The organism is Burkholderia anthina, from assembly GCF_902498995.1.
GTDB classification, from domain to species: domain Bacteria; phylum Pseudomonadota; class Gammaproteobacteria; order Burkholderiales; family Burkholderiaceae; genus Burkholderia; species Burkholderia anthina.
On record NZ_CABVLY010000010.1, the window covers coordinates 193,035 to 214,237 of the forward strand.

Sequence of the window (21,203 nt, forward strand, 5' to 3'; positions counted from 1 at the left end):
CGTGCCGGCGCACCGGTTTCCGGGCTCGATCCGAACGGCCGATGCGACGGGCCGCCGCGTGGCCGGCCGCGCCCGCGATTCTGCTGATTTCCCGCAAAGTCCGGCCGCGTAAGGGATTGGCCCCGCAGCTATAATGCCCGCCATGACTGCCCACCCTATCTTCGACGTCGCCGTGGTCGGCGGCGGGCTCGTCGGCAAGACGGCCGCGCTCGCGTTGACCCAGTCCGGCTACAAGACCGCGTTGCTGGCACAGCCGGCCGCGCCGCGCCCCGCCGATCTCGCGTTCGACACACGCATCTACGCCCTGTCGTCCAGCTCGCAGGCATTGCTGGAACGGCTGCGGGTCTGGCAGGCGCTGGACCACGGCCGGTTCGCGCCGGTGTACGACATGCGCGTGTACGGTGATGCGCATGCGGAACTGCATTTCTCCGCGTATCAGGCGTCCGTGCCGCAACTCGCGTGGATCGCCGAATCATCGCTGATCGAGACGTCGCTCGACGCCGCGCTGCGGTTCCAGCCGAACCTCACGTGGTTCGATGCGCGTGCGCAGGGCTTCGACGTGCGCGACGACTCGGCCATGCTCACGCTGTCGTCGGGGCACGTGCTCGAAGCGGACCTCGTGGTCGGCGCGGACGGTGCGCATTCGTGGGTGCGTTCCCAAATGGGGGCCAGGATCGAGCGGCGCGATTATCGGCAGACGGGCATCGTCGCGAACTTCAAGGCATCGCTGCCGCACCGCGAGACGGCCTACCAGTGGTTTCATGAAGGCGAGATCATCGCGCTGCTGCCGCTGCCGGACGGCCATGTATCGCTCGTGTGGTCCGCGCACACCGCACATGCGGATGAACTGCTCGCGCTCGATCCCGCGCAACTCGCCGCCGAAGTCGAGCGCGTGTCGCACGGCCAGGTCGGCACGCTCGAATGCGTGACGCCGGCCGCCGGCTTCCCGCTCGCGCTGCAGACCGTCGACAAGCTGATCGCCCCGCGCGTCGCGCTCGTCGGCGATGCCGCGCACCTGATCCACCCGCTCGCCGGGCAAGGGATGAACCTGGGGCTGCGCGACGTCGCGGCGCTCGCCGACGCGATCGCGAACAAGGAAAGCTTTCGCAACCTCGGCGATACCGTGCTGCTGCGCCGTTACGAGCGTTCGCGCCGCGAGGACATCCGCGCGCTGATGGTCGCGACCGACGGGCTGCAGCGGCTGTTCGCGGTGCCGGGTTCGTTCGCGAAGGCGGTGCGCAACGCCGGCATGGCGTTCGTCGGCGCGCAACCGCTCGTGAAGCGCTGGCTCGTGTCGGCCGCGCTCGGTTGAGCGAACCTTCGCGCACGTTGCCGGTCGGACAGGGTTCCGTTACGGCGTACACTGTGCCGTGCACTCCGATTGAGCTGAAGGAACAACTGGATGAAAAAAACGATCCGCATCGCGTCGCTGGCGCTGGCCGTCACGATGGCGACGCTTGGCTGCACCGCGCAAGCCGACCAAACCACCGACAAGCTGAAAGCGACGCTGCAAGCGCGTCTGGGCAGCGACGCGCCGATCAAGAGCGTGTCGAAATCGCCGGTCGCGGGGCTGTATGAAGTGAACCTCGGCTCGCAAATCATCTATAGCGACGCAGCCGGCGACTACGTGCTGCTCGGCGATCTCGTCGACACCAAGACGCACAAGAACCTGACCGATGCGCGCCTGTCCGATCTCAACAAGATCGACTTCACGAGCCTGCCGTTCGCGAACGCGATCAAGGTCGTCAAGGGCAACGGCGCGCGCAAGATCGCGGTGTTCTCCGATCCGAACTGCCCGTACTGCAAGCGGCTCGAGACGACGCTGCAGTCGATCGACAACGTGACCGTCTACACGTTCCTGTATCCGGTGCTGTCGCCGGATTCGACCGTGAAGTCGAAGGCGATCTGGTGCGCGACCGATCGCGCGAAAACCTGGCAGAGCTGGATGCTCGACCATCGCACGCCGTCCGGTGCCGGCACCTGCGATACCAGCGCGCTCGACAAGAACCTCGCGCTCGGCCGCGGGATGAACGTCACGGGCACACCGACGATTTTCCTGCCCGACGGCCGCCGCCTGCCGGGCGCGGTGTCGGCCGAGCAGCTCAACCAGGCGCTCGCGTCGAGCAAGTAACCGACCGACAAACCGGGCCGCATGACCCGGCCAGCGAGGGGCGCCCGCGGTACCTGCCGGCGCCTCTTTTCGTTTCCGCCGCCGTATTCCGTTCGATTTTCGACGATTGCCACGATGACCCAGCCGATCCGCTATTCGATTGTCCCGAAAGATCTTGCCGCGCACCTGTTCGAAGTGTCGGTGACGGTCGCCGATCCCGATCCCGAGGGCCAGCGCTTCTCGCTACCGGTGTGGATTCCGGGCAGCTATCTCGTGCGCGAGTTCGCGCGCAACATCGTGACGCTCGCCGCGTTCAACGACGCGGGCCGCAAGGTGCGCATCGCGAAGACCGACAAGAACACGTGGCAGGCCGCGCCGGTGAACGGCGCGCTGACGCTGCGCTACGACGTGTACGCGTGGGATCTGTCGGTGCGCTCCGCCTATCTCGACGAATCGGGCGGCTTCTTCAACGCGACGGCCGTGTTCCTGAGTGTCGCCGGCCGCGAGGATGCGCCGTGCGAAGTCGACATCGCGAAGCCGGCCGGCCCGGCGTTCCGCACGTGGCGCGTCGGCACTTCGTTGCCCGAGGCGCGCAGCACCAAACGCTACGGTTTCGGCGCGTATCGCGCATCGAACTACGACGAACTCACCGACCATCCGGTGACGATCGGCGAATTCGCGCTGGCGACGTTCGATGCACACGGCGTGCCGCACGACATCGTGATCGCCGGGCGCGTGACGCAACTCGACATGGAGCGGCTGCGCACCGACCTGAAGCGCGTGTGCGAAGCGCAGATCGCACTGTTCGAGCCGAAATCGAAGAAAGCGCCGATGGAGCGCTACGTGTTCATGACGCTCGCGGTCAGCGACGGTTACGGCGGCCTCGAGCATCGCGCATCGACCGCGCTGATCTGCAATCGCACCGATCTGCCGGTGAAGGGGCGGCCCGACACGACGGAAGGCTACCGCACGTATCTCGGCCTCTGCAGCCATGAGTACTTCCATACGTGGAACGTGAAGCGCATCAAGCCGGCCGCGTTCGTGCCGTATGACCTCGCACGGGAAAACTACACGTCGCTGCTGTGGCTGTTCGAGGGCTTCACGTCGTATTACGACGACCTGATGCTCGTGCGCAGCGGGCTGATGTCGCAGGACGAATATTTCGCGGCGCTCGGCCGTACGGTCGGCGGCGTGTTGCGTGGTACCGGGCGCCTGAAGCAGAGTGTGGCGGACAGCTCGTTCGACGCGTGGATCAAGTACTACCGCCAGGACGAAAACGCGACCAATGCGATCGTCAGCTACTACACGAAGGGTTCGCTGGTCGCGCTCGCGTTCGATCTCGCGATTCGCGCGCAGACCCGCAACCGCAAGTCGCTCGACGACGTGATGCGTCTGCTGTGGCAACGCTACGGCCGCGATTTCTATCGCGGCAAGCAGGCGGGCGTCGAGGAAAACGAAGTCGAGACGCTGATCGAGGAAGCGACGGGCGTCACGCTCGGCCGCCTGTTCGCCGACGCCGTGCACGGCACGCGCGACCTGCCGCTCGGCGAACTGCTCGCGCCGTTCGGCGTGACGCTCACGCCCGAACTCGCGCACGGTGCAGCCGCGAAGCCGACCATCGGCGCGCGCCTGCGCGGCGGCGCGGACTGCGCGCTGGCGGCCGTCTACGAAAGCGGTGCCGCGCATCGCGCCGGACTGTCGGCGGGCGATACGCTGATCGCGCTCGACGGGCTGCGGGTCACCGGCTCGAACCTCGACATGCTGCTTGCGCGCTACCGGCCAGGCGACAAGGTCGAGGTCCACGCATTCCGCCGCGACGAGCTGCGGACCGCGAAACTGAAACTGGACGGGCCGGAAGTCACGCGCTACCGGCTGACGGCGGCCGCGAAGCCGGCCGCCTCGCACAAGGCCCGGGAAGCCTGGCTGAAGGGCTGAACGCGCAAGAGCGGGTTTGGGGCGCGATCATGGATTGTTCTGCTGCTGCAACAATCCGTCGCCCGTAACCCGCTTTTTCGCGACCATGCGGCCACGCACAATGGCGTCACTCGCGCTACCGAAGCGCAACCTAACTGGAGCCTGACATGACGACCATTCTGCAAATCAATTCCGCCGCACGCTCGCAAGGTGCGCAGTCCACGCTGCTGTCCAACGAACTGACGGCAAAGCTGCAACAATCGAACCCCGGTTCGAAGGTCGTGGTTCGCGACCTGCTGACCGACGCGCTGCCGCACCTCGACGAATCGGTGCTCGGCGCGTTCTTCACGCCGGCCGACCAGCGTAGCGCGGAACAGAATGCGATCGTCGCGAAGAGCGATGCGCTGATCGCCGAACTGCAAGCTGCCGACATCATCGTGATCGGCGCACCGATGTACAACTTCGGCGTGTCGTCGCAGCTGAAGACGTATTTCGACTGGATCGCACGTGCCGGTGTCACGTTCCGCTACACCGAGAACGGTCCGGAAGGCCTGATCAAGGGCAAGAAGGTTCATGTGGTGACGGCTCGCGGCGGCAAGTACCTGGGTACGCCGAACGACAGCCAGACGCCGTACCTGCGCTCGTTCCTCGGCTTCATCGGCCTGACCGACGTGAACTTCATCCACGCAGAAGGTCTGAACCTCGGGCCGGATGCGCAGAGCGCCGCGCTTGCCAGCGCACGCGAAGCCATCGCTGCAGCGTAAGGTCGATGCGGGTGCGTCGCACCCGTTGAGTCGCCCGGTTGAAAAAAACGCCGCGCTCCGAAAGGGGCGCGGCGTTTTTGCGTGGTGCGGCGAAAGCCGAATGCTGAATGCGGAAAAGCGGGGAGGCTGTTACGCGAGCGTTTCGGCCACTTCCGGCAGGCGCCAGTCGATCGGCGGGCGGCCGGCTTCGACGAGATAGTCGTTCGCAAGCGCGAAGTGGCGGCATCCGAGGAAACCGCGGTGCGCGGACAGCGGTGACGGATGCGGCGCCTCGAGCACGCAATGCGCGCTCGCATCGAACAGCGCGCGTTTCGCCTGCGCATGCGCACCCCACAGCATGAACACGAGCCCGCGATGACGGCCGGCGAGTTCGCGGATCAGCGTGTCGGTGCATTGCTCCCAGCCGCGCTTCGCGTGGCTCGCGGCCGCGCCGCGCTCGACCGTCAGCACGGTGTTGAGCAGCAGCACACCTTGGCGCGCCCAGGTGTCGAGACAGCCGTGACGCGGCGTGTCGTGACCGAAATTCGCGGCGATTTCCTTGAAGATGTTGCGCAGTGACGGCGGCGTGCGAACCGCCGGCGGCACCGAGAACGCAAGGCCATGCGCTTGCGGCGTGCCGCGGTCGTCGCCGTGGTACGGGTCCTGGCCGAGGATCACGATCTTTACGTCGTCCGGGCTCGTCAGGCGCAGCGCGCGGAACACGTCGGTCGGGTAGACCGTCTTGCCGGCCGCGCGCTCGTCGTCGACGAAGCGGCACAGCGGCGCGTATGCGTCGCTGTCGGTGAAGGGTTTCAGCACGTCGCGCCAGACGGCCGGCAGCGCGTCGAATTGGGCGGCGAGGTGCGGGACGTCCGCGGCGGCCGGATGCGCAGCGGGAGCCGGGGCGGCTGCCGCGGATTTTTTCGCCGGCTTGCGCGCGGTTGACGGCGGTTCGGACGCCGGAGCGGGAACATCGTCGCGCGCCGTTTCCGGCACGGGATCGTCGAACAGCGACGCCTGCTGCGGCGTGCGGAGAGTCTTGCGGGTTGCCATGCGTGATGCGTGTTTATTGCGCGCGCAGCCGGTAGCCGCGCTGCGCCTTGCTGATGTTTTCGGGGGCGAGGCCCGGCAGCGCTTGCTGCAGTTCGGCGGCGAGCGTCGCGAGCGCCGCTTCCGGGCCGTCGATCAGTTCGAGTTCGATTTCACTGATCGGTTCGCGGCGCGTGTCGTTGCCCGCCTGGACGACGATCTCGCCGACGTCCACCGCGGCTTCGACGGTTGCGCCGGCGATTGCGATACGCCACAGCGTACGCGAAAAATCCGTCCGGAACAGCGCGTGCAGCGCGGTCGCCGCGTCGCGCAGCGCGATGGCGGCCTCCGGCACGTCGCACGCGGCGACGAGCGCGTCGATTTCGAGCGCGTCGCCGGCGACCGGCAGCTCCCATTCATGGCGACGATGCAGACCGGCTTGCGCGCTGCCGACGGTCTTGAACGTCTGCAGCCACCCGTGCGGCGTGCGGCGCACGCGCACCGCGCTCTTCGAACGGGCGAGCGCGAGATCGGGCGTGTCGTAGTAGACGTTCGCGAGTGCGATGACGTCGCCCTGTTCGCCGGTCAGCGTCTCGAAAAAGCGTCGTGCCGCGTCGGCCTGGCCGGCCGGCAGCGCGAGCTTGATTTCCCTTTCGATCGCCATCAGAAGAACATCCGTGCGAGCTCTTCGCCCGGCTGCTCGGCGCGCATGAACGCTTCGCCGACGAGGAACGCATTGACGTTCGCCGCGCGCATCGTGTCGACGTCGATGCGCGACAGGATGCCCGACTCGGTCACGACCATCCGGTCTGCCGGAATCATGTCGAGCATGTCGAGCGTGGTCTGGATCGTCGTCTCGAACGTGCGCAGGTTGCGGTTGTTGATGCCCAGCAGCGGCGTCTTCAGTGTCAGCGCCTGTTCCATTTCGTTGCGATCGTGTACTTCCACGAGCACCGCGAGGCCGAGCGAGTGCGCATACGCCTCGAGTTCCTGCATCAGCGGCGTGTCGAGCGCGGCCGCGATCAGCAGGATCGCGTCGGCGCCCATCGCGCGCGCTTCGAGGATCTGGTATGCATCGACGATGAAGTCCTTGCGCAGCACCGGCAGCGTGCAGGCCGCACGTGCTTCCTGCAGATAGCGGACGCTGCCCTGGAAGAACTGTTCGTCGGTCAGCACCGACAGGCACGCGGCGCCGTGGGCCGCATACGAGCGTGCGATGTCGGCCGGCACGAAATGCTCGCGCAGCACGCCTTTCGACGGGCTCGCCTTCTTGACTTCCGCGATCACCGCCGCGTTGCCGGCCGCGTTCTTCGCGCGCAGGGCGCCGACGAAGTCGCGCAGGTCGCGCGCGGAGGCTTCCAGTTTCAGTGCCTCGAGCGGCGTGCTGCGCATGGCCGCCGCGACTTCTTCGCGCTTGACGGCGATGATTCGGTCGAGAATGTCGCTCATGTGGATTCCTGCTTGATTCGTAAGGGGAGTCAGCGCTTGAACTGCTGCGTGAAGCGCACGAGTTCGTCGACCTTCGCGCGTGCCTTGCCGCTCGCGATCGCTTCGCGGGCGAGCTGGATGCCGTCCGCGATCGATTCCGCGATATTGGCCGCATAGAGCGCGGTGCCCGCGTTCAGCGTGACGATCTCGCGTGCGACGCCCGGCTGGTTGCCCAGCGCGCCGAGCAGCATCGTGCGCGATTCCTCGGCATTTTCGACCTTCAGCGTACGGTTCGACACCATCTGCAGGCCGAAATCCTCCGGATGGATCTCGTATTCGTGCACCTTGCCGTCGCGCAATTCGCCGACGAGCGTCGCGGCGCCGAGCGACACTTCGTCCATCCCGTCCTTGCCGTACACGACGAGCACGTGCTGCGCGCCCAGACGCTGCATCACGCGCACCTGGATGCCGACGAGGTCGGCGTGGAACACGCCCATCAGCTGGTTCGGGGCGCCGGCCGGATTGGTCAGCGGGCCGAGGATGTTGAAGATCGTCCGCACGCCGAGCTCGCGGCGCACGGCCGCGATGTTCTTCATCGCCGGATGATGGTTCGGCGCGAACATGAAGCCCATGCCGGTTTCGGCGATCGACGCGGCCACCTGGTCGGGCTGCAGGTCGATGTTCACGCCGAGCGCTTCGAGCACGTCGGCGCTGCCGGACTTGCTCGACACGCCGCGGTTGCCGTGCTTCGCGACCTTCGCGCCGGCCGCCGCCGCGATGAACATCGACGCGGTCGAGATGTTGAACGTGTGCGCGCCGTCGCCGCCCGTGCCGACGATGTCGACGAAGTTCGAGTTGTCCTGCACTTCGACGTGATTCGCGAATTCGCGCATCACGGTCGCGGCGGCGGCGATCTCGCCGATCGTTTCCTTCTTCACGCGCAGCCCGGTGATGATCGCGGCCGCCATCACGGGCGACATGTCGCCGCGCATGATGAGCCGCATCAGGTGCAGCATCTCGTCGTGGAAGATTTCGCGGTGTTCGATCGTGCGTTGCAGCGCTTCCTGCGGGGTAATCGTCATCGTGCGTCTCCCGTCAGGCGGCCGGCGCGGCAGCACGGGCCGCTGCGCGATGCTGCTTCAGGAAATTCTCGAGCAGCGCATGGCCGTGCTCGGAGAGAATCGATTCCGGGTGGAACTGCACGCCTTCGATCGGCAGCGTCTTGTGACGTACACCCATGATTTCGCCGTCGTCGGTCCACGCGGATACCTCGAGGCAATCGGGCAGCGATTCGCGTTCGATCGCGAGCGAGTGATAGCGCGTGACGTCGAAATGCTTCGGCAGATCCGCGAACACGCCACGGCAATCCGTTTCGATCCGGCTGACCTTGCCGTGCATGATGGTCTTCGCGCGCACGACGCGGCCGCCGAATGCTTCGCCGATCGCCTGATGGCCGAGGCAGACGCCGAGGATCGGCTTCTTGCCCGCGAATTCGCGCAGCACGTCGAGCGTGATGCCCGCGTGCTGCGGGTTGCTCGGGCCAGGCGACAGGCAGAGGGTGTCGGGATTCAGGCGCGCGATGTCGTCGAGCGTGATTTCGTCGTTGCGGTACGTATGCACGTCCTCGCCCAGTTCGCCGAAGTACTGGACCAGGTTGTAGGTGAACGAGTCGTAGTTGTCGATCATGAGCAGCATGGTCAGTCTCCGTCAGAAGTCGCTATCGAGGCCGTCCTGGACCTGTTCGGCCGCACGCAGCACCGCGCGCGCCTTGTTCTCGGTCTCTTGCCATTCGGATTCGGGCACCGAGTCGGCGACGACGCCGGCTGCCGCTTGCACGTACAGGTTGCCGTTGTGGATCAGGCCCGTGCGGATCGCGATCGCGAGATCCATCTCGCCGGAGAACGACAGGTAGCCGACGGCGCCGCCGTACAGCCCGCGCTTGATCGGTTCGAGCTCGTCGATCAGCTCCATCGCGCGCACCTTCGGCGCGCCGGACAGCGTGCCGGCCGGGAACGTCGCGCGCAGCACGTCGTAGTTCGTCATGCCGGGCTTCAGCTTGCCTTCCACCGAGCTGACGATGTGCTGCACGTGCGAGTACTTCTCGATCACCATCTTGTCGGTCACCTGCACCGAACCGATTTCGGCGATGCGGCCGACGTCGTTGCGCGCGAGGTCGATCAGCATCACGTGTTCGGCGATTTCCTTCGGATCGTTGAGCAGCTCGGTCGCGAGTTCCGCATCGCGCTCGGGCGTGTTGCCGCGCGGACGCGTGCCGGCGAGCGGACGGATCGTGACGATCTGGTCGTCGCCGCGTTTTTCCTGGCGCACCAGGATTTCCGGCGATGCGCCGACCACGTGGAAGTCGCCGAAGTTGTAGTAGTACATGTACGGCGACGGGTTCAGCGAACGCAGCGCGCGATACAGCGACAGCGGATTGTCGCGGTACGGTTTCGTCAGTCGCTGGCCGACCTGGATCTGCATCAGCTCGCCGGCCGCGACGTATTCCTTCGCCTGGCGCACGGCGGCCAGATAATCTTCCTTCTTGAACTCGCGGAACGTCTCGGTGCGCACGCTCGCCGACGTCACGGGCGGCTGCACGGTCGTGCGCAGGCGCTGCTTGAGCTCGCGCAGGCGCTGCTTCGCCTTCGTATAGGCTTCAGGCTGGGCCGGGTCTGCGTAGATGATCAGATAGAGCTTGCCGGCGAGGTTGTCGATCACCGCGACTTCCTCGGTCAGCAGCAGCTGGATGTCGGGCAGGCCGAGATCGTCGCGCGGCGCGGTGTTCGCGAGCTTCTTCTCGATGTAGCGCACCGCGTCGTAGCCGAAATAGCCGGCGAGGCCGCCGCAGAAGCGCGGCAGGCCAGGGCGCTGCGCGACCTTGAAGCGCGCCTGGAACGACTCGATGAATTCGAACGGATCGCCGTCGTGGGTTTCCACGACCTGACCGTCGCGCACCACCTCGGACATGCCGTTGCGGGTGCGCAGGAGCGTGCGTGCGGGCAGGCCGATGAACGAATAGCGGCCGAAGCGTTCGCCGCCGACCACCGATTCGAGCAGGAACGAGTTGGCGCCCGCGCGTTCGGGCTGGGCCAGCTTCAGGTAGAGGGACAGCGGCGTTTCGAGGTCGGCGAGCGCTTCCGCGATCAGCGGGATGCGGTTGTAGCCTTCGTTCGCAAGCGATTGGAATTCGAGTTCGGTCATGTTCCGGTCCTGTTCGGGACGAGCGGCGGAGTGCGCCAGGGATCACTTGACGCTGCGCGGGCTGCCGTCGGCGAAAGGGCGGTCGATCGAGAAGTGCCTGTTGCCGGCCGGCACTCCGGGCGTGAACGTCGCGAGCCTGCGGCCGATCCTGAACGCAAGCGTTCGGACGCGGTAGAACTCGAGGTGGTGCGACGGTCGGCGCGCGGATGCGCAGCGAGATAAAAAACGGCGCTAAAGACGTGCTTCAGCGTACCTCATCGAAGAGGTTAGCGCGACCAGCGACGCCAGGGCCAGGCTCCCCGGTCGATGCTGCTCAGACTCCGTTTTTTATTCAGAAACATGCGGATGGAAGAAATAATCAGATGGTTGGCCGGCCGGCGTTGTGCGCGGCGATCGCGCGGGCTGCGACCAGCAACGAATCGACTATACCATCCGAATTTATCGTTTGTATAGCTTTGCCGTGGTTGTAGCCGTACGGCACCGTCAGTGTCGCCATGCCGGCCGCGCGGCCCGCCAGCGCATCGTTTTCCGAGTCGCCGATCGCGACCGCCGCGTCGGGCGCGACGCCGAGTGCATCGCATGCCGTCAGCATCGGCAGCGGATCGGGCTTCTTGCGCGCGACGCTGTCGCCGCCGAGCACGATGCCGAAACGGTCGATTAGCCCGTATTGCTCGAGCAGCTCGACTGCGAAGCGGTGCGGCTTGTTCGTCACGCACGCGAGCCGGATGCCTGCCGCGCGCAACGCGTCGAGGCCGGCTGCAACCTCGGGGTAGAGGCGCGTGTGGCGGCCGTTGATTTTCGCGTATTCGGTCTGGTAGACCGCGAACGCGTCGTCGAAGCGCGCGTGCGCTTCGTCGGGCGTGAAGCGCGGCTTCAGCACGCTCTGGATCAGGTGCTCGGAGCCCTTGCCGATGTAGCCGATCACCTCGTCGCGCGACGTGGCCGGCGCGCCGAGCCGCGCGAGCATCCCGTTCAGCCCGGCCGTGAAATCGTCGACCGTGTCGACCATCGTGCCGTCGAGGTCGATCAGCGCCGCGTCGATGCGCGGCGTCGCGAAACGGATCGGGCCGTCGGCTTCGGCCGGTGCGTGACCGGCCAGCGAGGAATCGGTCACGGCGTCAGCTCCGCTCGACGGTGGCGAGCGCGGCGCGCATCTCGTCGATCACCTTGCGGTAGTCGGGCTTGCCGAAGATCGCCGAACCGGCGACGAACGTGTCCGCGCCGGCCGCTGCGATTTCCGCGATGTTGTCGGTCTTCACGCCACCGTCCACTTCGAGCAGGATCTCGCGGCCGGTGCGCTCGGTGTACGCGTCGATGCGGGCGCGTGCTTCGCGCAGCTTGTTCAGCGTTTCCGGAATGAACGACTGGCCGCCGAAGCCCGGGTTCACCGACATCAGCAGCACGAAGTCAAGGCGGTCCATCACGTGGTCGAGGTAGTTCAGCGGCGTGGCCGGATTGAACACGAGGCCGGCCTTGCAACCGTGATCGCGAATCAGCGACAGCGTACGGTCGATGTGATCGGAGCCTTCCGGGTGGAAGCTGATCAGGTTCGCGCCGGCTTTCGCGAAATCGGGCACGATCCGGTCGACCGGGCGCACCATCAGGTGCACGTCGATCGGCACCTGCACGTGCGGGCGGATCGCCTCGCAGACGAGCGGGCCGATCGTGAGGTTCGGCACATAATGGTTGTCCATCACGTCGAAGTGAATCCAGTCGGCGCCGGCGGCGACCACGTTGCGGACTTCTTCGCCGAGCCGTGCAAAGTCGGCCGACAGGATGCTGGGAGCGATGCGGAATTGAGTCATGACAGGGGAGCGGGGACGCTGCGGCGCAAAACCGCCATTCTACCGTCCGGCGACCCGGTGCGCGGCGACAGGCCGTGCGGTTGCGGCCCGATTCCGCATAGAATGCCGAACCAGTGCGGCGCGCCCGCGGCTCCGCCGCTCGAGTCGGCGCGGGCGGTTACCTACAGCGGAAACACCATGAGTCAGTATCAATTCACCGTTTCGGTGAAAACCAGCTACTTGCCGGAACAATCCGACCCCGATCGACGTCAATACGCATTCGCGTACACGCTGACGATCCGAAACACCGGACAGGTCGCGGCGCAGCTGATCGCGCGTCACTGGATCATCACGGACAGCGACAACCACGTGCAGGAAGTGAAAGGACTCGGCGTCGTCGGGCACCAGCCGCTGCTGCAGCCGGGCGAACAGTTCGAATACACGAGTTGGGCCGTGATCGCGACGCCGGTCGGCACGATGCGTGGCGCGTACTTCTGCGTGGCGGAGGACGGCGAGCGGTTCGACGCGCCGGTCGACGAGTTCGCGCTGCACATGCCGCGCACGCTGCATTGAGCGTGCGGGAGCGGATCAGCGCGGCTGGCGGTCGTTGTTGCGGGCGTGCTTCTTCCTGCCCGACGACGTCCACACGACGATGAAGATCAGCAGGGCAAGCGCTACGACAGCTTCGAGCGCGAAGATGAGCATCGGATATTGGTCGAGAAAATCTGACATGGCGGTTTCCATCAAGAACGGACATTGTATGTGGTTTGGGCCCCGGGTGGCCGGCTGGATGGCGGCAGCCGCAGCGGCGGTACTGCTTGCCGCATGTGGCGGCGCGCCGACGCGGACGTCGGCGCTGAAGCCGCCGACCGGCGCGGCGATCGTGCCGGGGCAGATCGCTGCGAAGCGGCTCACGCCGGTTGCCTGGCAGCAGGTGCCGGGCTGGCAGGACGATTCGCTGATCGGTGCTACGGCCGCGTTGCGGCAGAACTGCGCGCGGCTCGCGCGTCAGCCGGCGTGGCAGCGCGCCTGTGCGGCCGTCGATCGCCTCGACGAGCTCGACGTCGGCAGTGCGCGCGCTTTCTTCGAAACGTATTTCACGCCGTTTCAACTGGCGAATACCGACGGCACGCTCGACGGGCTCGTGACCGGTTATTACGAACCGTTGCTGCACGGTTCCCGCGTGCGTCGCGGTCCGTATCAGTACGCGCTCTATCGCTGGCCTGCCGGTTATCGCGCCGGCGCCGCGCTGCCGCCTCGCGCGCAGCTCGAGCGCGCCGGCATCCTGAACGGCAACGAACTCGTGTGGGTCGACGATCCGATCGAAGCGTTCTTCCTGCAGGTGCAGGGTTCCGGGCGCGTGCTGCTCGACGACGGCTCGGTGATGCGGGTCGGCTTTGGCGGCACCAACAACCAGCCATACCGTTCGATCGGCAGGTGGTTGCTCGATCGCGGCGAGCTGACGCCCGCGCAGGCGACGATGCAGGGCATCAAGGCCTGGGCGAAGGCGAACCCGACCCGCGTCGACGCGTTGCTCGACACCAATCCGCGATTCGTGTTCTTCCGCGACATGCCGACCAAGGAAGATGCGCCGCACGGCGGCGCGGACGGCCCGATCGGCGCGCTCGGCGTGCCGCTCACGCCCGAGCGCTCGATCGCGGTCGATCCGTCGTCGATTCCGCTCGGTACGCCCGTGTTCCTGCAGACCACGCGTCCGCTCACGAATACGCCGATGAACCGGCTCGTGTTCGCGCAGGATACGGGGTCGGCGATCAAGGGCGGCGTACGGGCCGACTATTTCTGGGGGCTCGGCGACGACGCAGGCGATCTGGCCGGGCGGATGAAGCAGATCGGCCGGATGTGGCTGCTGTTCCCGAACTCGTGATGCGCGGTGGTGCTGGCCGATACGACGTATGGCCGGCACGTCAAAATGAAACAGCCCGATCGGCTAGGCCGATCGGGCTGTTTTTCTTGGGGCGCGGGATGTTGCGCCGTGCGATCGGCGTGCTGCGGCGTGCGTCAGACCTTGCGCTTGTCGACGACGCGACGCGCCTTGCCGACCGAGCGCTCGATCCCGTTGACGGGCAGCACGTTGATCACGGCCGTCACGCCGATCAGCGACTTGATGTCGTGCGCGAGCGCCCGCCTGGCCGCGTCGATCGCCCCCGTGTCCGGGGCCGTTTCGGGGCACGGCTCGACGTTGAGCGTCAGCACGTCGAGCGGGCCTTCCTTCGTCAGTACGATCTGATAGTGCGGGGCGAGTGCGCGCTGCTTCAGCAGTTGCTCTTCGATCTGCGTCGGGAAGACGTTGACCCCCCGCACGATCATCATGTCGTCCGAGCGGCCGGTGATCTTTTCCATCCGGCGCATCGTGCGCGCGGTGCCGGGCAGCAGCCGCGTCAGGTCGCGGGTGCGGTAGCGGATGATCGGCAGCGCTTCCTTGGTCAGCGACGTGAAGACCAGTTCGCCGAGTTCGCCGTCCGGAAGCACTTCGCCGGTTTCGGGGTCGATGATTTCCGGGTAGAAGTAGTCTTCCCAGATGGTCGGGCCATCCTTGGTCTCGACGCATTCCGACGCGACGCCGGGGCCCATCACTTCGGACAGCCCATAGATGTCGACCGCGTCGATTCCCATCCGCTGCTCGATCGCGACGCGCATGTCGTTCGTCCACGGCTCCGCACCGAAAATGCCGATGCGCAGCGAGCTTTGCGCGGGATCGAGGCCCTGCCGCTCGATCTCGTCGGCGATCGACAGCATGTAGCTCGGCGTCACCATGATGATGTCGGGGCGGAAATCCTGGATCAGTTGCACCTGCTTCTCGGTCTGACCGCCGCCGAACGGAATGACGGTCAACCCTGCGCGTTCGGCGCCGTAGTGGGCGCCGAGCCCGCCGGTGAACAGCCCATAACCGTAGCTGACGTGGACCTTGTCGCCGGGGCGCGCGCCGGCCGCGCGGATCGAGCGCGCGACGAGATTCGCCCACGTGTCGATGTCGCGCGCCGTATAGCCGACGACGGTCGGCTTGCCGGTCGTGCCCGACGACGCGTGAATGCGCGAGATCTGGTCTTGCGGCACCGCGAACATCCCGAACGGATAGCTGTCGCGCAGGTCGCTCTTGGTCGTGAACGGGAAGCGCGACAGGTCGGAGAGCGTCTTCAGGTCGTCGGGGTGCACGCCCGCTTCGTCGAATTTGCGGCGATAGACGGGGGAATGCTCATACGCATGCCGGAGCGACCACTTCAGGCGCTCGAGCTGCAGCGCGGTCAGCTCGTCGCGTGAGGCGGTCTCGATCGGCTCGAGCGGTAGCGGGGTTGTCATGCGTGTCTCCAGTGTTTGTTATGAGCGAGCCGTGGATGTCAGCGATCTTCCGGAAGGACCGTGCCCTTGATCTGGGCCGATTTGCCGCGAAACATCGCGACGGTTTCGCCGGCCTGGTTCGTGACGCGGATGTCGTAGATCCCGTGCCGGCCGCTGCGCGTTTGCTCGATCGCCTCGGCCGTCAGCAAGTCGTTGCCGTGTACGGGGCGCAGGTATTCGATCGAACAGCCGGCCGCAACCGTATTCAGGTTGTACGAATTGCATGCGAACGCGAACGTCGAATCGGCGAGCGTGAAGATGATGCCGCCGTGGCAGGTCTGATGTCCGTTCAGGAACTCCGGTCGCACTCGCATCTGCAGGCGTGCGTACCCGGCGCGCACTTCGGCGATTTCCATCCCGAAAGCGCGGCTGCAGGCGTCCGCGTTGTACATGGCCTGCGCCGTGGCGCGGGCGAGCGAATCAGGGTCGAGCGTGTCGGTGGTGGTTGTCATGTCAACGCCCCTCGAAGCGCGGTGCACGCTTCTCGATGAACGCCTGGACGCCTTCCGCGTAGTCGTGCGACTGGCCGAGCTTGCGCTGCAGGTCGCGTTCCAGGTCGAGCTGCTGGTCGAGCGTGTTCGTGACACTGTCGCGCATCGACTGCTTGATCGATGCAATCGCGAGCGTCGGCTGCTGCGCGAGCTGAGTCGCGACCTGACGGGCCGACGCGACGAGCGCGTCGTCGTCGACCGCGCGCCAGATCAAGCCCCATTGCTCGGCCTGTTCGGCGCCGAGCTTGTCGCCGGTGAGGGCAAGCCCGAGTGCGCGCGCCATGCCGACGCGTTGCGGCAGGAACCACGTGCCGCCCGAATCGGGCACGAGCCCGATCTTGACGAAGGCCTGGATGAAGCTGCTCGAGCGCGCGGCGAACACGAGATCGCATGCGAGCGCGAGATTCGCGCCGGCGCCGGCCGCCGTGCCGTTGACCGCGGCGATCACCGGAATTGGCATGCGCTGCAGGCGGCGGATCAGCGGATTGAAGTGCTCTTCGATCAACGTACCGAGGTCGGTGGCGGCTCCCGGCGTGAAGTCGAGGTCGGCCAGATCCTGGCCCGCGCAGAAGCCGCGCCCCGCACCTGTCAGGATCAGCGCGCGCGCGCCGGTTGCTTCGACGTCATCGAGTGCCGACTGCAGTTCGCGGTGCATCGCCCGCGTGAAGCTGTTCAGCTTGTCCGGACGGTTGAGCGTGATCGTGGCCACGCGGGCAACCTGATCGATATCCAGCTGGATCGCCTGATATGACATGCAGTGTCTCCTTCATGACTTCGTTATAGGCGTGCGGCGCGACGGTTACACGCGTTCGATCGCGATCGCGATACCCTGGCCGACGCCGATACACATCGTACAGAGCGCAAAACGGCCGCCCGTACGCTCGAGCTGGTGAAGCGCCGTGGTCACGAGCCGGGCGCCCGATGCGCCGAGCGGATGGCCCAGCGCGATCGCACCGCCGTTCGGGTTCACGCGCGGATCGTCGTCGGCGACGCCGAGCATGCGCAGTACTGCGAGACCTTGCGACGCGAATGCTTCGTTCAGCTCGATCACGTCGAACTGGTCGATCGTCATGCCGAGCTGGCGCAGCAGTTTCTGCGTGGCCGGCGCGGGGCCGATGCCCATCACGCGCGGCTCGACACCGGCGGTCGCCATGCCGACGACGCGTGCGCGGCGGCGCAGCCCGTACTGGTCGGCGGCTTCCGCGTTGGCGAGGAGCAGCGCGCACGCACCGTCGTTGACACCCGACGCATTGCCGGCCGTCACCGAGCCGTCCGGGCGCACGACGCCTTTCAGCTTCGCGAGCGCTTCGAGCGACGTTTCGCGCGGATGCTCGTCGACGGACACGACGAGCGCGTCACCTTTCTTCTGCGCAATCGTGACCGGCACGATTTCTGCGGCGAGCGTGCCGTCCTGTTGAGCGCGGGCGGCCTTCTGCTGACTGCGCAGCGCGAACAGATCCTGGTCGGCGCGGCTGATGTTGTAGTCGACCGCGACGTTTTCGGCCGTTTCGGGCATCGAGTCGACGCCGTATTGCTGTTTCATCAGCGGATTGATGAAGCGCCAGCCGATTGTCGTGTCGAAAATGGCGGCCTGGCGCGCGAACGCGCTCGCGGCCTTGCCCATCACGAACGGTGCGCGCGTCATGCTTTCGACACCGCCCGCGATCATCAGGCGTGCCTCGCCCGCCTTGATCGCGCGCGCGGCCGTGCCGACTGCATCCATGCCCGAGCCGCACAGGCGGTTCAGCGTCGTGCCGGGCACGGCAGTCGGCAGGCCCGCGAGCAGTGCGGACATGCGCGCGACGTTGCGGTTGTCCTCGCCGGCCTGGTTCGCGCAGCCGTAGATCACGTCGTCGATCGCCGACCAGTCGACGTTGCTGTTGCGTTCGATCAGCGCCTTGAGCGGCACTGCGCCGAGGTCGTCGGCTCGAACGTCTTTCAGGGCGCCGCCGTAGCGGCCGATGGGGGTGCGAATCGCGTCGCAGATGTAGGCGTCAGTCATGGGCGTATCGATGGGCAACGAACCCGCCGGTTGGCGGATTCGTTCATGGTAGAGAACGTGGCGGCGTTTGCACGTCGGCCATTCGGGTTATGCCGTTTGGCCGGCTTCCGCGGGTGCTGCCTTCGGCGCAACATGGACGCGGCTTTGAACCACGCGGAACCGGTTGGCGACGAAGGCCGGATCGGCTAGCGCCGCGTTGGCGGCCGGGTTCGCGCCGGTGCCGTGGAAGTCGGAGAACGCGGCCGACTGGTTCACGAACACACCGCCCGTCAGGTTGATCGACAGCGCGACGCCGCCGCGCACCGCCGCATCGTGCGCAGCGTCGAGGATCCTGTCGTCGGTGCTGTAGACGGAGAGCGTCAGCGCGCCGTGCTCGGCGGCGATCTCACCGGCGAGATCGAGCGACTGTGCGGTCGAGTCGGTCGCGATCACGAACGAAATCGGGCCGAACCACTCCTGCGTGAATTGTGTGCGGTCGGCCACGTCGAGCTGCAGCACGAGCGGTGTGCGCACGCGGGCGTCAGGGAAGGCGGGGTGCTGAAGCGCCAGGCTGTCGGCGAGCACACGGCCGAGCTTGCGGGCGTCGTCGATGCGCGCGGTCACGCCGTCGTTCTGGATCGCGCCGATCAGTTCGACCGAGCGCGCCGGGTCGCCAGTGAGCTTTTGCACGGAGACGGCGATTGCCTGGGCGACTTCGTCGAAGCTTGCATGACCATCCGCGGTGCGGATGCCGTCGCGCGGTACGTAGATGTTCTGCGGCGCCGTGCACATCTGACCGGAGTACAGCGCGAGCGAGAACGCGATGTTCTTGGCCGCGGCCTTCAGGTCGTCGGTCGAGTCGATCACGATCTGGTTGACGCCTGCCTTCTCCGTATAGACCTGCGCCTGATGGGCATTGCGTTCGAGCCACGTGCCGTTTTGCGTGCTGCCCGTGAAGTCGATCAGTTTGATTTCCGGGCGCAGTGCGAGGTCCTGCACGAGTGCGCCGTCGTTCGGCTCGGTTGCGAGGAGCGTGACGACGTTCGGATCGAAACCGGCTTCGCGCAGTACGTCGCGCGCGATGCGGACCGTGATCGCGAGCGGCAGGATCGCGCCCGGATGCGGTTTGACGATCACAGTGTTGCCGGTCGCCAGGTCGGCGAACAGGCCGGGGTAGCCGTTCCACGTCGGGAACGTGCAGCAGCCGAGCACGAGACCGGTGCCGCGCGGCACGATCGTATAGCGCTTGTGCATCGCGAGCGGCGGGTTCTTGCCTTGCGGCTTTTCCCAGTGTGCGTCGGCCGGGATGCGGCGCAGTTCGTCCCATGCATAGGCCACCGCTTCGAGCGCACGGTCCTGTGCATGCGGGCCGCCGGCCTGGAACGCCATCATGAACGCCTGGCCGGTGGTGTGCATCACGCTATAGGCAATCTCGAAGCTCGCGCGATTCAGGCGTGCGAGGATTTCGAGGCTGACGCCGATCCAGGCCGTAGGGCCGGCTTCGCGCCACGCGCGTTGAGCGGCCGCCGCCGCGGCAATGAGTTCGTCGGGCGTCGATTTCGGATAGCGGATGCCCAGCGCGATCCCGTACGGCGACTGCTCCGCGCCGACCGTCTCGCCGGACGCCGGCTGGTCGAGCGCGAACGTGTTGTCGAGGTGCGCTTTGAATGCGGCCTCACCATCGGCGTTGGCGCTTTCCCCGTACACTTTGGGACTCGGCATTTCGGCGAACGGGCTCCAGTACCCGCGGCTCTCGATGGCGGCGAGGGCGTGTTTCAGCGTGTCTTCGTGCTTCGTGAACAGTGCATGGGTCATGACGGCGGCCTGATGGACGTTGAGAGGAATTGGTTCGATTAATTAACCGACCGGTTGGTCGGAGAATGGTAGCATCAAACTATTCGCATGTGCGAGGCGTTTCTCATTTCATTGATCGAGGAGGAATAGATGTCTTACGAGAACATCCTGGTGGAGACCCGGGGGCGAGTCGGGCTGGTCACGCTGAATCGTCCGAAGGCGTTGAATGCGCTGAACGATGCGCTGATGGATGAGTTGGGCGCCGCGCTGAAGGCGTTCGATGCGGACGAGGGTATCGGTGCGATCGTCGTGACGGGGAGTGAGAAGGCATTCGCAGCCGGCGCCGACATCGGCATGATGGCGACCTATTCCTATATGGATGTTTACCGCGGCGACTACATTACCCGCAACTGGGAGACTGTCCGTGAGATCCGCAAACCGATCATTGCTGCCGTGTCGGGCTTCGCGCTCGGCGGTGGCTGCGAGCTCGCGATGATGTGCGACATCATCTTTGCGGCGGATACCGCCAAGTTCGGTCAGCCCGAGATCAAGCTGGGCGTGATGCCGGGTGCGGGCGGTACACAGCGCCTGCCGCGTGCGGTGTCGAAGGCGAAGGCAATGGACATGTGTCTGACCGCGCGCTTCATGGACGCAGCCGAGGCAGAGCGCGCGGGGCTCGTATCGCGTGTGCTGCCGGCCGACAAGCTGCTCGACGAGGCGATTGCTGCGGCGACGACGATCGCCGAGTTTTCGCTGCCGGCGGTCATGATGGTCAAGGAGTCGGTGAACCGCGCGTACGAAACGACGCTGGCCGAAGGCGTCCATTTCGAGCGGCGGTTGTTCCATTCGCTGTTTGCGACGGAAGATCAGAAGGAAGGGATGGCGGCATTCGTCGAGAAGCGCAAGCCGGCATTCAAGAACCGCTGATCCTGCAGCCGCGGGACGGTGCCCGGTGAGCGGCAGGTAGCCGTCGCCGGTGCAATCCCTCGATGCCGAGATCCCAAAGCCTCCGTGCGCGGCAGCGCACGGAGGCTTTTTCAAAATATTTTCACAAAGGGGCTTGCGGAGATGGGGGCGGGTGCTTAGAATCACGCCTCTTTCGCGCTAACGGAAACGCAGCGCGGGGGAAGAAGGAAGGGAAGCGGTGCGGTCGAGGTTGCTGTCGAGCCTTGGCGCACACGGAGTGGAACCCCCAGCCGTCGCGACGAAGCAGTTAAAAATGTTGTTGACGATCTGAAAAAAGCGGTTCATAATCTCGCTTCTCTGCTGCTGAAAACGCAGCGCTGCTGAGAAAGAAAGATTTCTCGCAGTCACGCTCTTTAAAAATTAACAGCCGATAAGTGTGGGCGCTTGATGGACGCGAACTGATCC

Annotated in this window: 21 protein-coding genes; 7 read left to right on the top strand and 14 right to left on the bottom strand. The window is 66.0% G+C overall.

The features are described from left to right. The first annotated feature begins 133 nt into the window (after positions 1-133). From BME24068_RS15685 to BME24068_RS15700, 4 genes are all read left to right on the top strand, one after another. On the top strand, positions 134-1,312 hold the full coding sequence (locus BME24068_RS15685; protein WP_096504413.1) for a UbiH/UbiF family hydroxylase: 1,179 nt from the start codon (positions 134-136) through the stop codon (positions 1,310-1,312). 90 nt (positions 1,313-1,402) lie between these two features. Beyond that, positions 1,403-2,131 (top strand): DsbC family protein, encoded by a 729-nt coding sequence (locus BME24068_RS15690; protein WP_096504415.1) that lies wholly within the window; start codon positions 1,403-1,405, stop codon positions 2,129-2,131. 114 nt (positions 2,132-2,245) lie between these two features. After that, positions 2,246-4,045 carry a M61 family metallopeptidase gene (locus BME24068_RS15695; RefSeq protein WP_174926579.1) on the top strand — a complete coding sequence of 600 codons (1,800 nt, stop codon included), beginning with the start codon at positions 2,246-2,248 and terminating at the stop codon, positions 4,043-4,045. A 146-nt stretch (positions 4,046-4,191) separates the two neighbouring features. After that, positions 4,192-4,788 (top strand): FMN-dependent NADH-azoreductase, encoded by a 597-nt coding sequence (locus BME24068_RS15700; RefSeq protein ID WP_096504419.1) that lies wholly within the window; start codon positions 4,192-4,194, stop codon positions 4,786-4,788. A gap of 129 nt (positions 4,789-4,917) precedes the next feature. On the opposite strand, the gene BME24068_RS15705 is transcribed toward BME24068_RS15700, so the two are convergent. The 8 genes from BME24068_RS15705 to rpe form a co-directional block, all read right to left on the bottom strand. Then, on the bottom strand, positions 4,918-5,820 hold the full coding sequence (locus BME24068_RS15705) for a uracil-DNA glycosylase (RefSeq protein WP_174926580.1): 903 nt from the start codon (positions 5,818-5,820) through the stop codon (positions 4,918-4,920). Positions 5,821-5,833: 13 nt separating this feature from the next. After that, complete coding sequence (locus tag BME24068_RS15710) at positions 5,834-6,460, bottom strand: CYTH domain-containing protein (RefSeq protein WP_174926581.1); 627 nt, start codon at positions 6,458-6,460, stop codon at positions 5,834-5,836. Then, on the bottom strand, positions 6,460-7,245 hold the full coding sequence (gene trpC, locus BME24068_RS15715; RefSeq protein WP_096504425.1) for an indole-3-glycerol phosphate synthase TrpC: 786 nt from the start codon (positions 7,243-7,245) through the stop codon (positions 6,460-6,462). The genes BME24068_RS15710 and trpC overlap by 1 nt, the downstream gene beginning before the upstream one ends. A gap of 29 nt (positions 7,246-7,274) precedes the next feature. Beyond that, positions 7,275-8,306 (bottom strand): anthranilate phosphoribosyltransferase, encoded by a 1,032-nt coding sequence (gene trpD / locus BME24068_RS15720; protein ID WP_174926582.1) that lies wholly within the window; start codon positions 8,304-8,306, stop codon positions 7,275-7,277. A gap of 13 nt (positions 8,307-8,319) precedes the next feature. Beyond that, positions 8,320-8,919 carry an aminodeoxychorismate/anthranilate synthase component II gene (locus BME24068_RS15725; protein WP_096504427.1) on the bottom strand — a complete coding sequence of 200 codons (600 nt, stop codon included), beginning with the start codon at positions 8,917-8,919 and terminating at the stop codon, positions 8,320-8,322. Positions 8,920-8,931: 12 nt separating this feature from the next. Next, a complete protein-coding gene (gene trpE / locus BME24068_RS15730) occupies positions 8,932-10,425 on the bottom strand; it encodes an anthranilate synthase component I (RefSeq protein ID WP_174926583.1) in 1,494 nt (497 codons plus the stop codon). 358 nt (positions 10,426-10,783) lie between these two features. Continuing rightward, on the bottom strand, positions 10,784-11,539 hold the full coding sequence (locus BME24068_RS15735) for a phosphoglycolate phosphatase (protein WP_174926584.1): 756 nt from the start codon (positions 11,537-11,539) through the stop codon (positions 10,784-10,786). Positions 11,540-11,543: 4 nt separating this feature from the next. After that, positions 11,544-12,230, bottom strand: coding sequence for a ribulose-phosphate 3-epimerase (gene rpe / locus BME24068_RS15740; RefSeq protein ID WP_011883156.1), 687 nt, complete (start codon positions 12,228-12,230; stop codon positions 11,544-11,546). 177 nt (positions 12,231-12,407) lie between these two features. Here rpe and apaG point away from each other — a divergent pair, with 177 nt between their 5' ends. Continuing rightward, positions 12,408-12,782 carry a Co2+/Mg2+ efflux protein ApaG gene (apaG, locus tag BME24068_RS15745; protein ID WP_014898204.1) on the top strand — a complete coding sequence of 125 codons (375 nt, stop codon included), beginning with the start codon at positions 12,408-12,410 and terminating at the stop codon, positions 12,780-12,782. A gap of 15 nt (positions 12,783-12,797) precedes the next feature. Here the strand turns inward: apaG and BME24068_RS35020 are convergent, their stop codons facing one another. Continuing rightward, positions 12,798-12,941: a hypothetical protein gene (locus BME24068_RS35020; RefSeq protein ID WP_239007829.1), complete on the bottom strand. Its 144-nt coding sequence runs from the start codon at positions 12,939-12,941 to the stop codon at positions 12,798-12,800. Positions 12,942-12,969: 28 nt separating this feature from the next. Here BME24068_RS35020 and mltA point away from each other — a divergent pair, with 28 nt between their 5' ends. Next, positions 12,970-14,094 (top strand): murein transglycosylase A, encoded by a 1,125-nt coding sequence (gene mltA, locus BME24068_RS15750; RefSeq protein WP_239007828.1) that lies wholly within the window; start codon positions 12,970-12,972, stop codon positions 14,092-14,094. Positions 14,095-14,228: 134 nt separating this feature from the next. On the opposite strand, the gene paaK is transcribed toward mltA, so the two are convergent. The 5 genes from paaK to paaN all read right to left on the bottom strand — a co-directional run bounded on the left by paaK (position 14,229) and on the right by paaN (position 19,853). Beyond that, positions 14,229-15,527: a phenylacetate--CoA ligase PaaK gene (gene paaK / locus BME24068_RS15755; RefSeq protein WP_174926586.1), complete on the bottom strand. Its 1,299-nt coding sequence runs from the start codon at positions 15,525-15,527 to the stop codon at positions 14,229-14,231. A gap of 38 nt (positions 15,528-15,565) precedes the next feature. Next, positions 15,566-16,018, bottom strand: coding sequence for a hydroxyphenylacetyl-CoA thioesterase PaaI (gene paaI / locus BME24068_RS15760; protein WP_096504435.1), 453 nt, complete (start codon positions 16,016-16,018; stop codon positions 15,566-15,568). 1 nt (position 16,019) lies between these two features. Beyond that, the gene (gene paaG, locus BME24068_RS15765; RefSeq protein WP_174926587.1) at positions 16,020-16,811 is read right to left on the bottom strand and encodes a 2-(1,2-epoxy-1,2-dihydrophenyl)acetyl-CoA isomerase PaaG; all 792 of its coding nucleotides are present in this window, start codon (positions 16,809-16,811) and stop codon (positions 16,020-16,022) included. A gap of 45 nt (positions 16,812-16,856) precedes the next feature. After that, entirely contained in the window at positions 16,857-18,059 is a 1,203-nt protein-coding gene (gene pcaF / locus BME24068_RS15770) for a 3-oxoadipyl-CoA thiolase (RefSeq protein WP_174926588.1), read from the bottom strand. Between the two features lie 87 nt (positions 18,060-18,146). After that, a complete protein-coding gene (gene paaN, locus BME24068_RS15775; RefSeq protein ID WP_174926589.1) occupies positions 18,147-19,853 on the bottom strand; it encodes a phenylacetic acid degradation protein PaaN in 1,707 nt (568 codons plus the stop codon). A 129-nt stretch (positions 19,854-19,982) separates the two neighbouring features. Here paaN and BME24068_RS15780 point away from each other — a divergent pair, with 129 nt between their 5' ends. Further along, positions 19,983-20,759 carry an enoyl-CoA hydratase gene (locus tag BME24068_RS15780; RefSeq protein ID WP_096504443.1) on the top strand — a complete coding sequence of 259 codons (777 nt, stop codon included), beginning with the start codon at positions 19,983-19,985 and terminating at the stop codon, positions 20,757-20,759. Positions 20,760-21,203 lie beyond the last annotated feature (444 nt).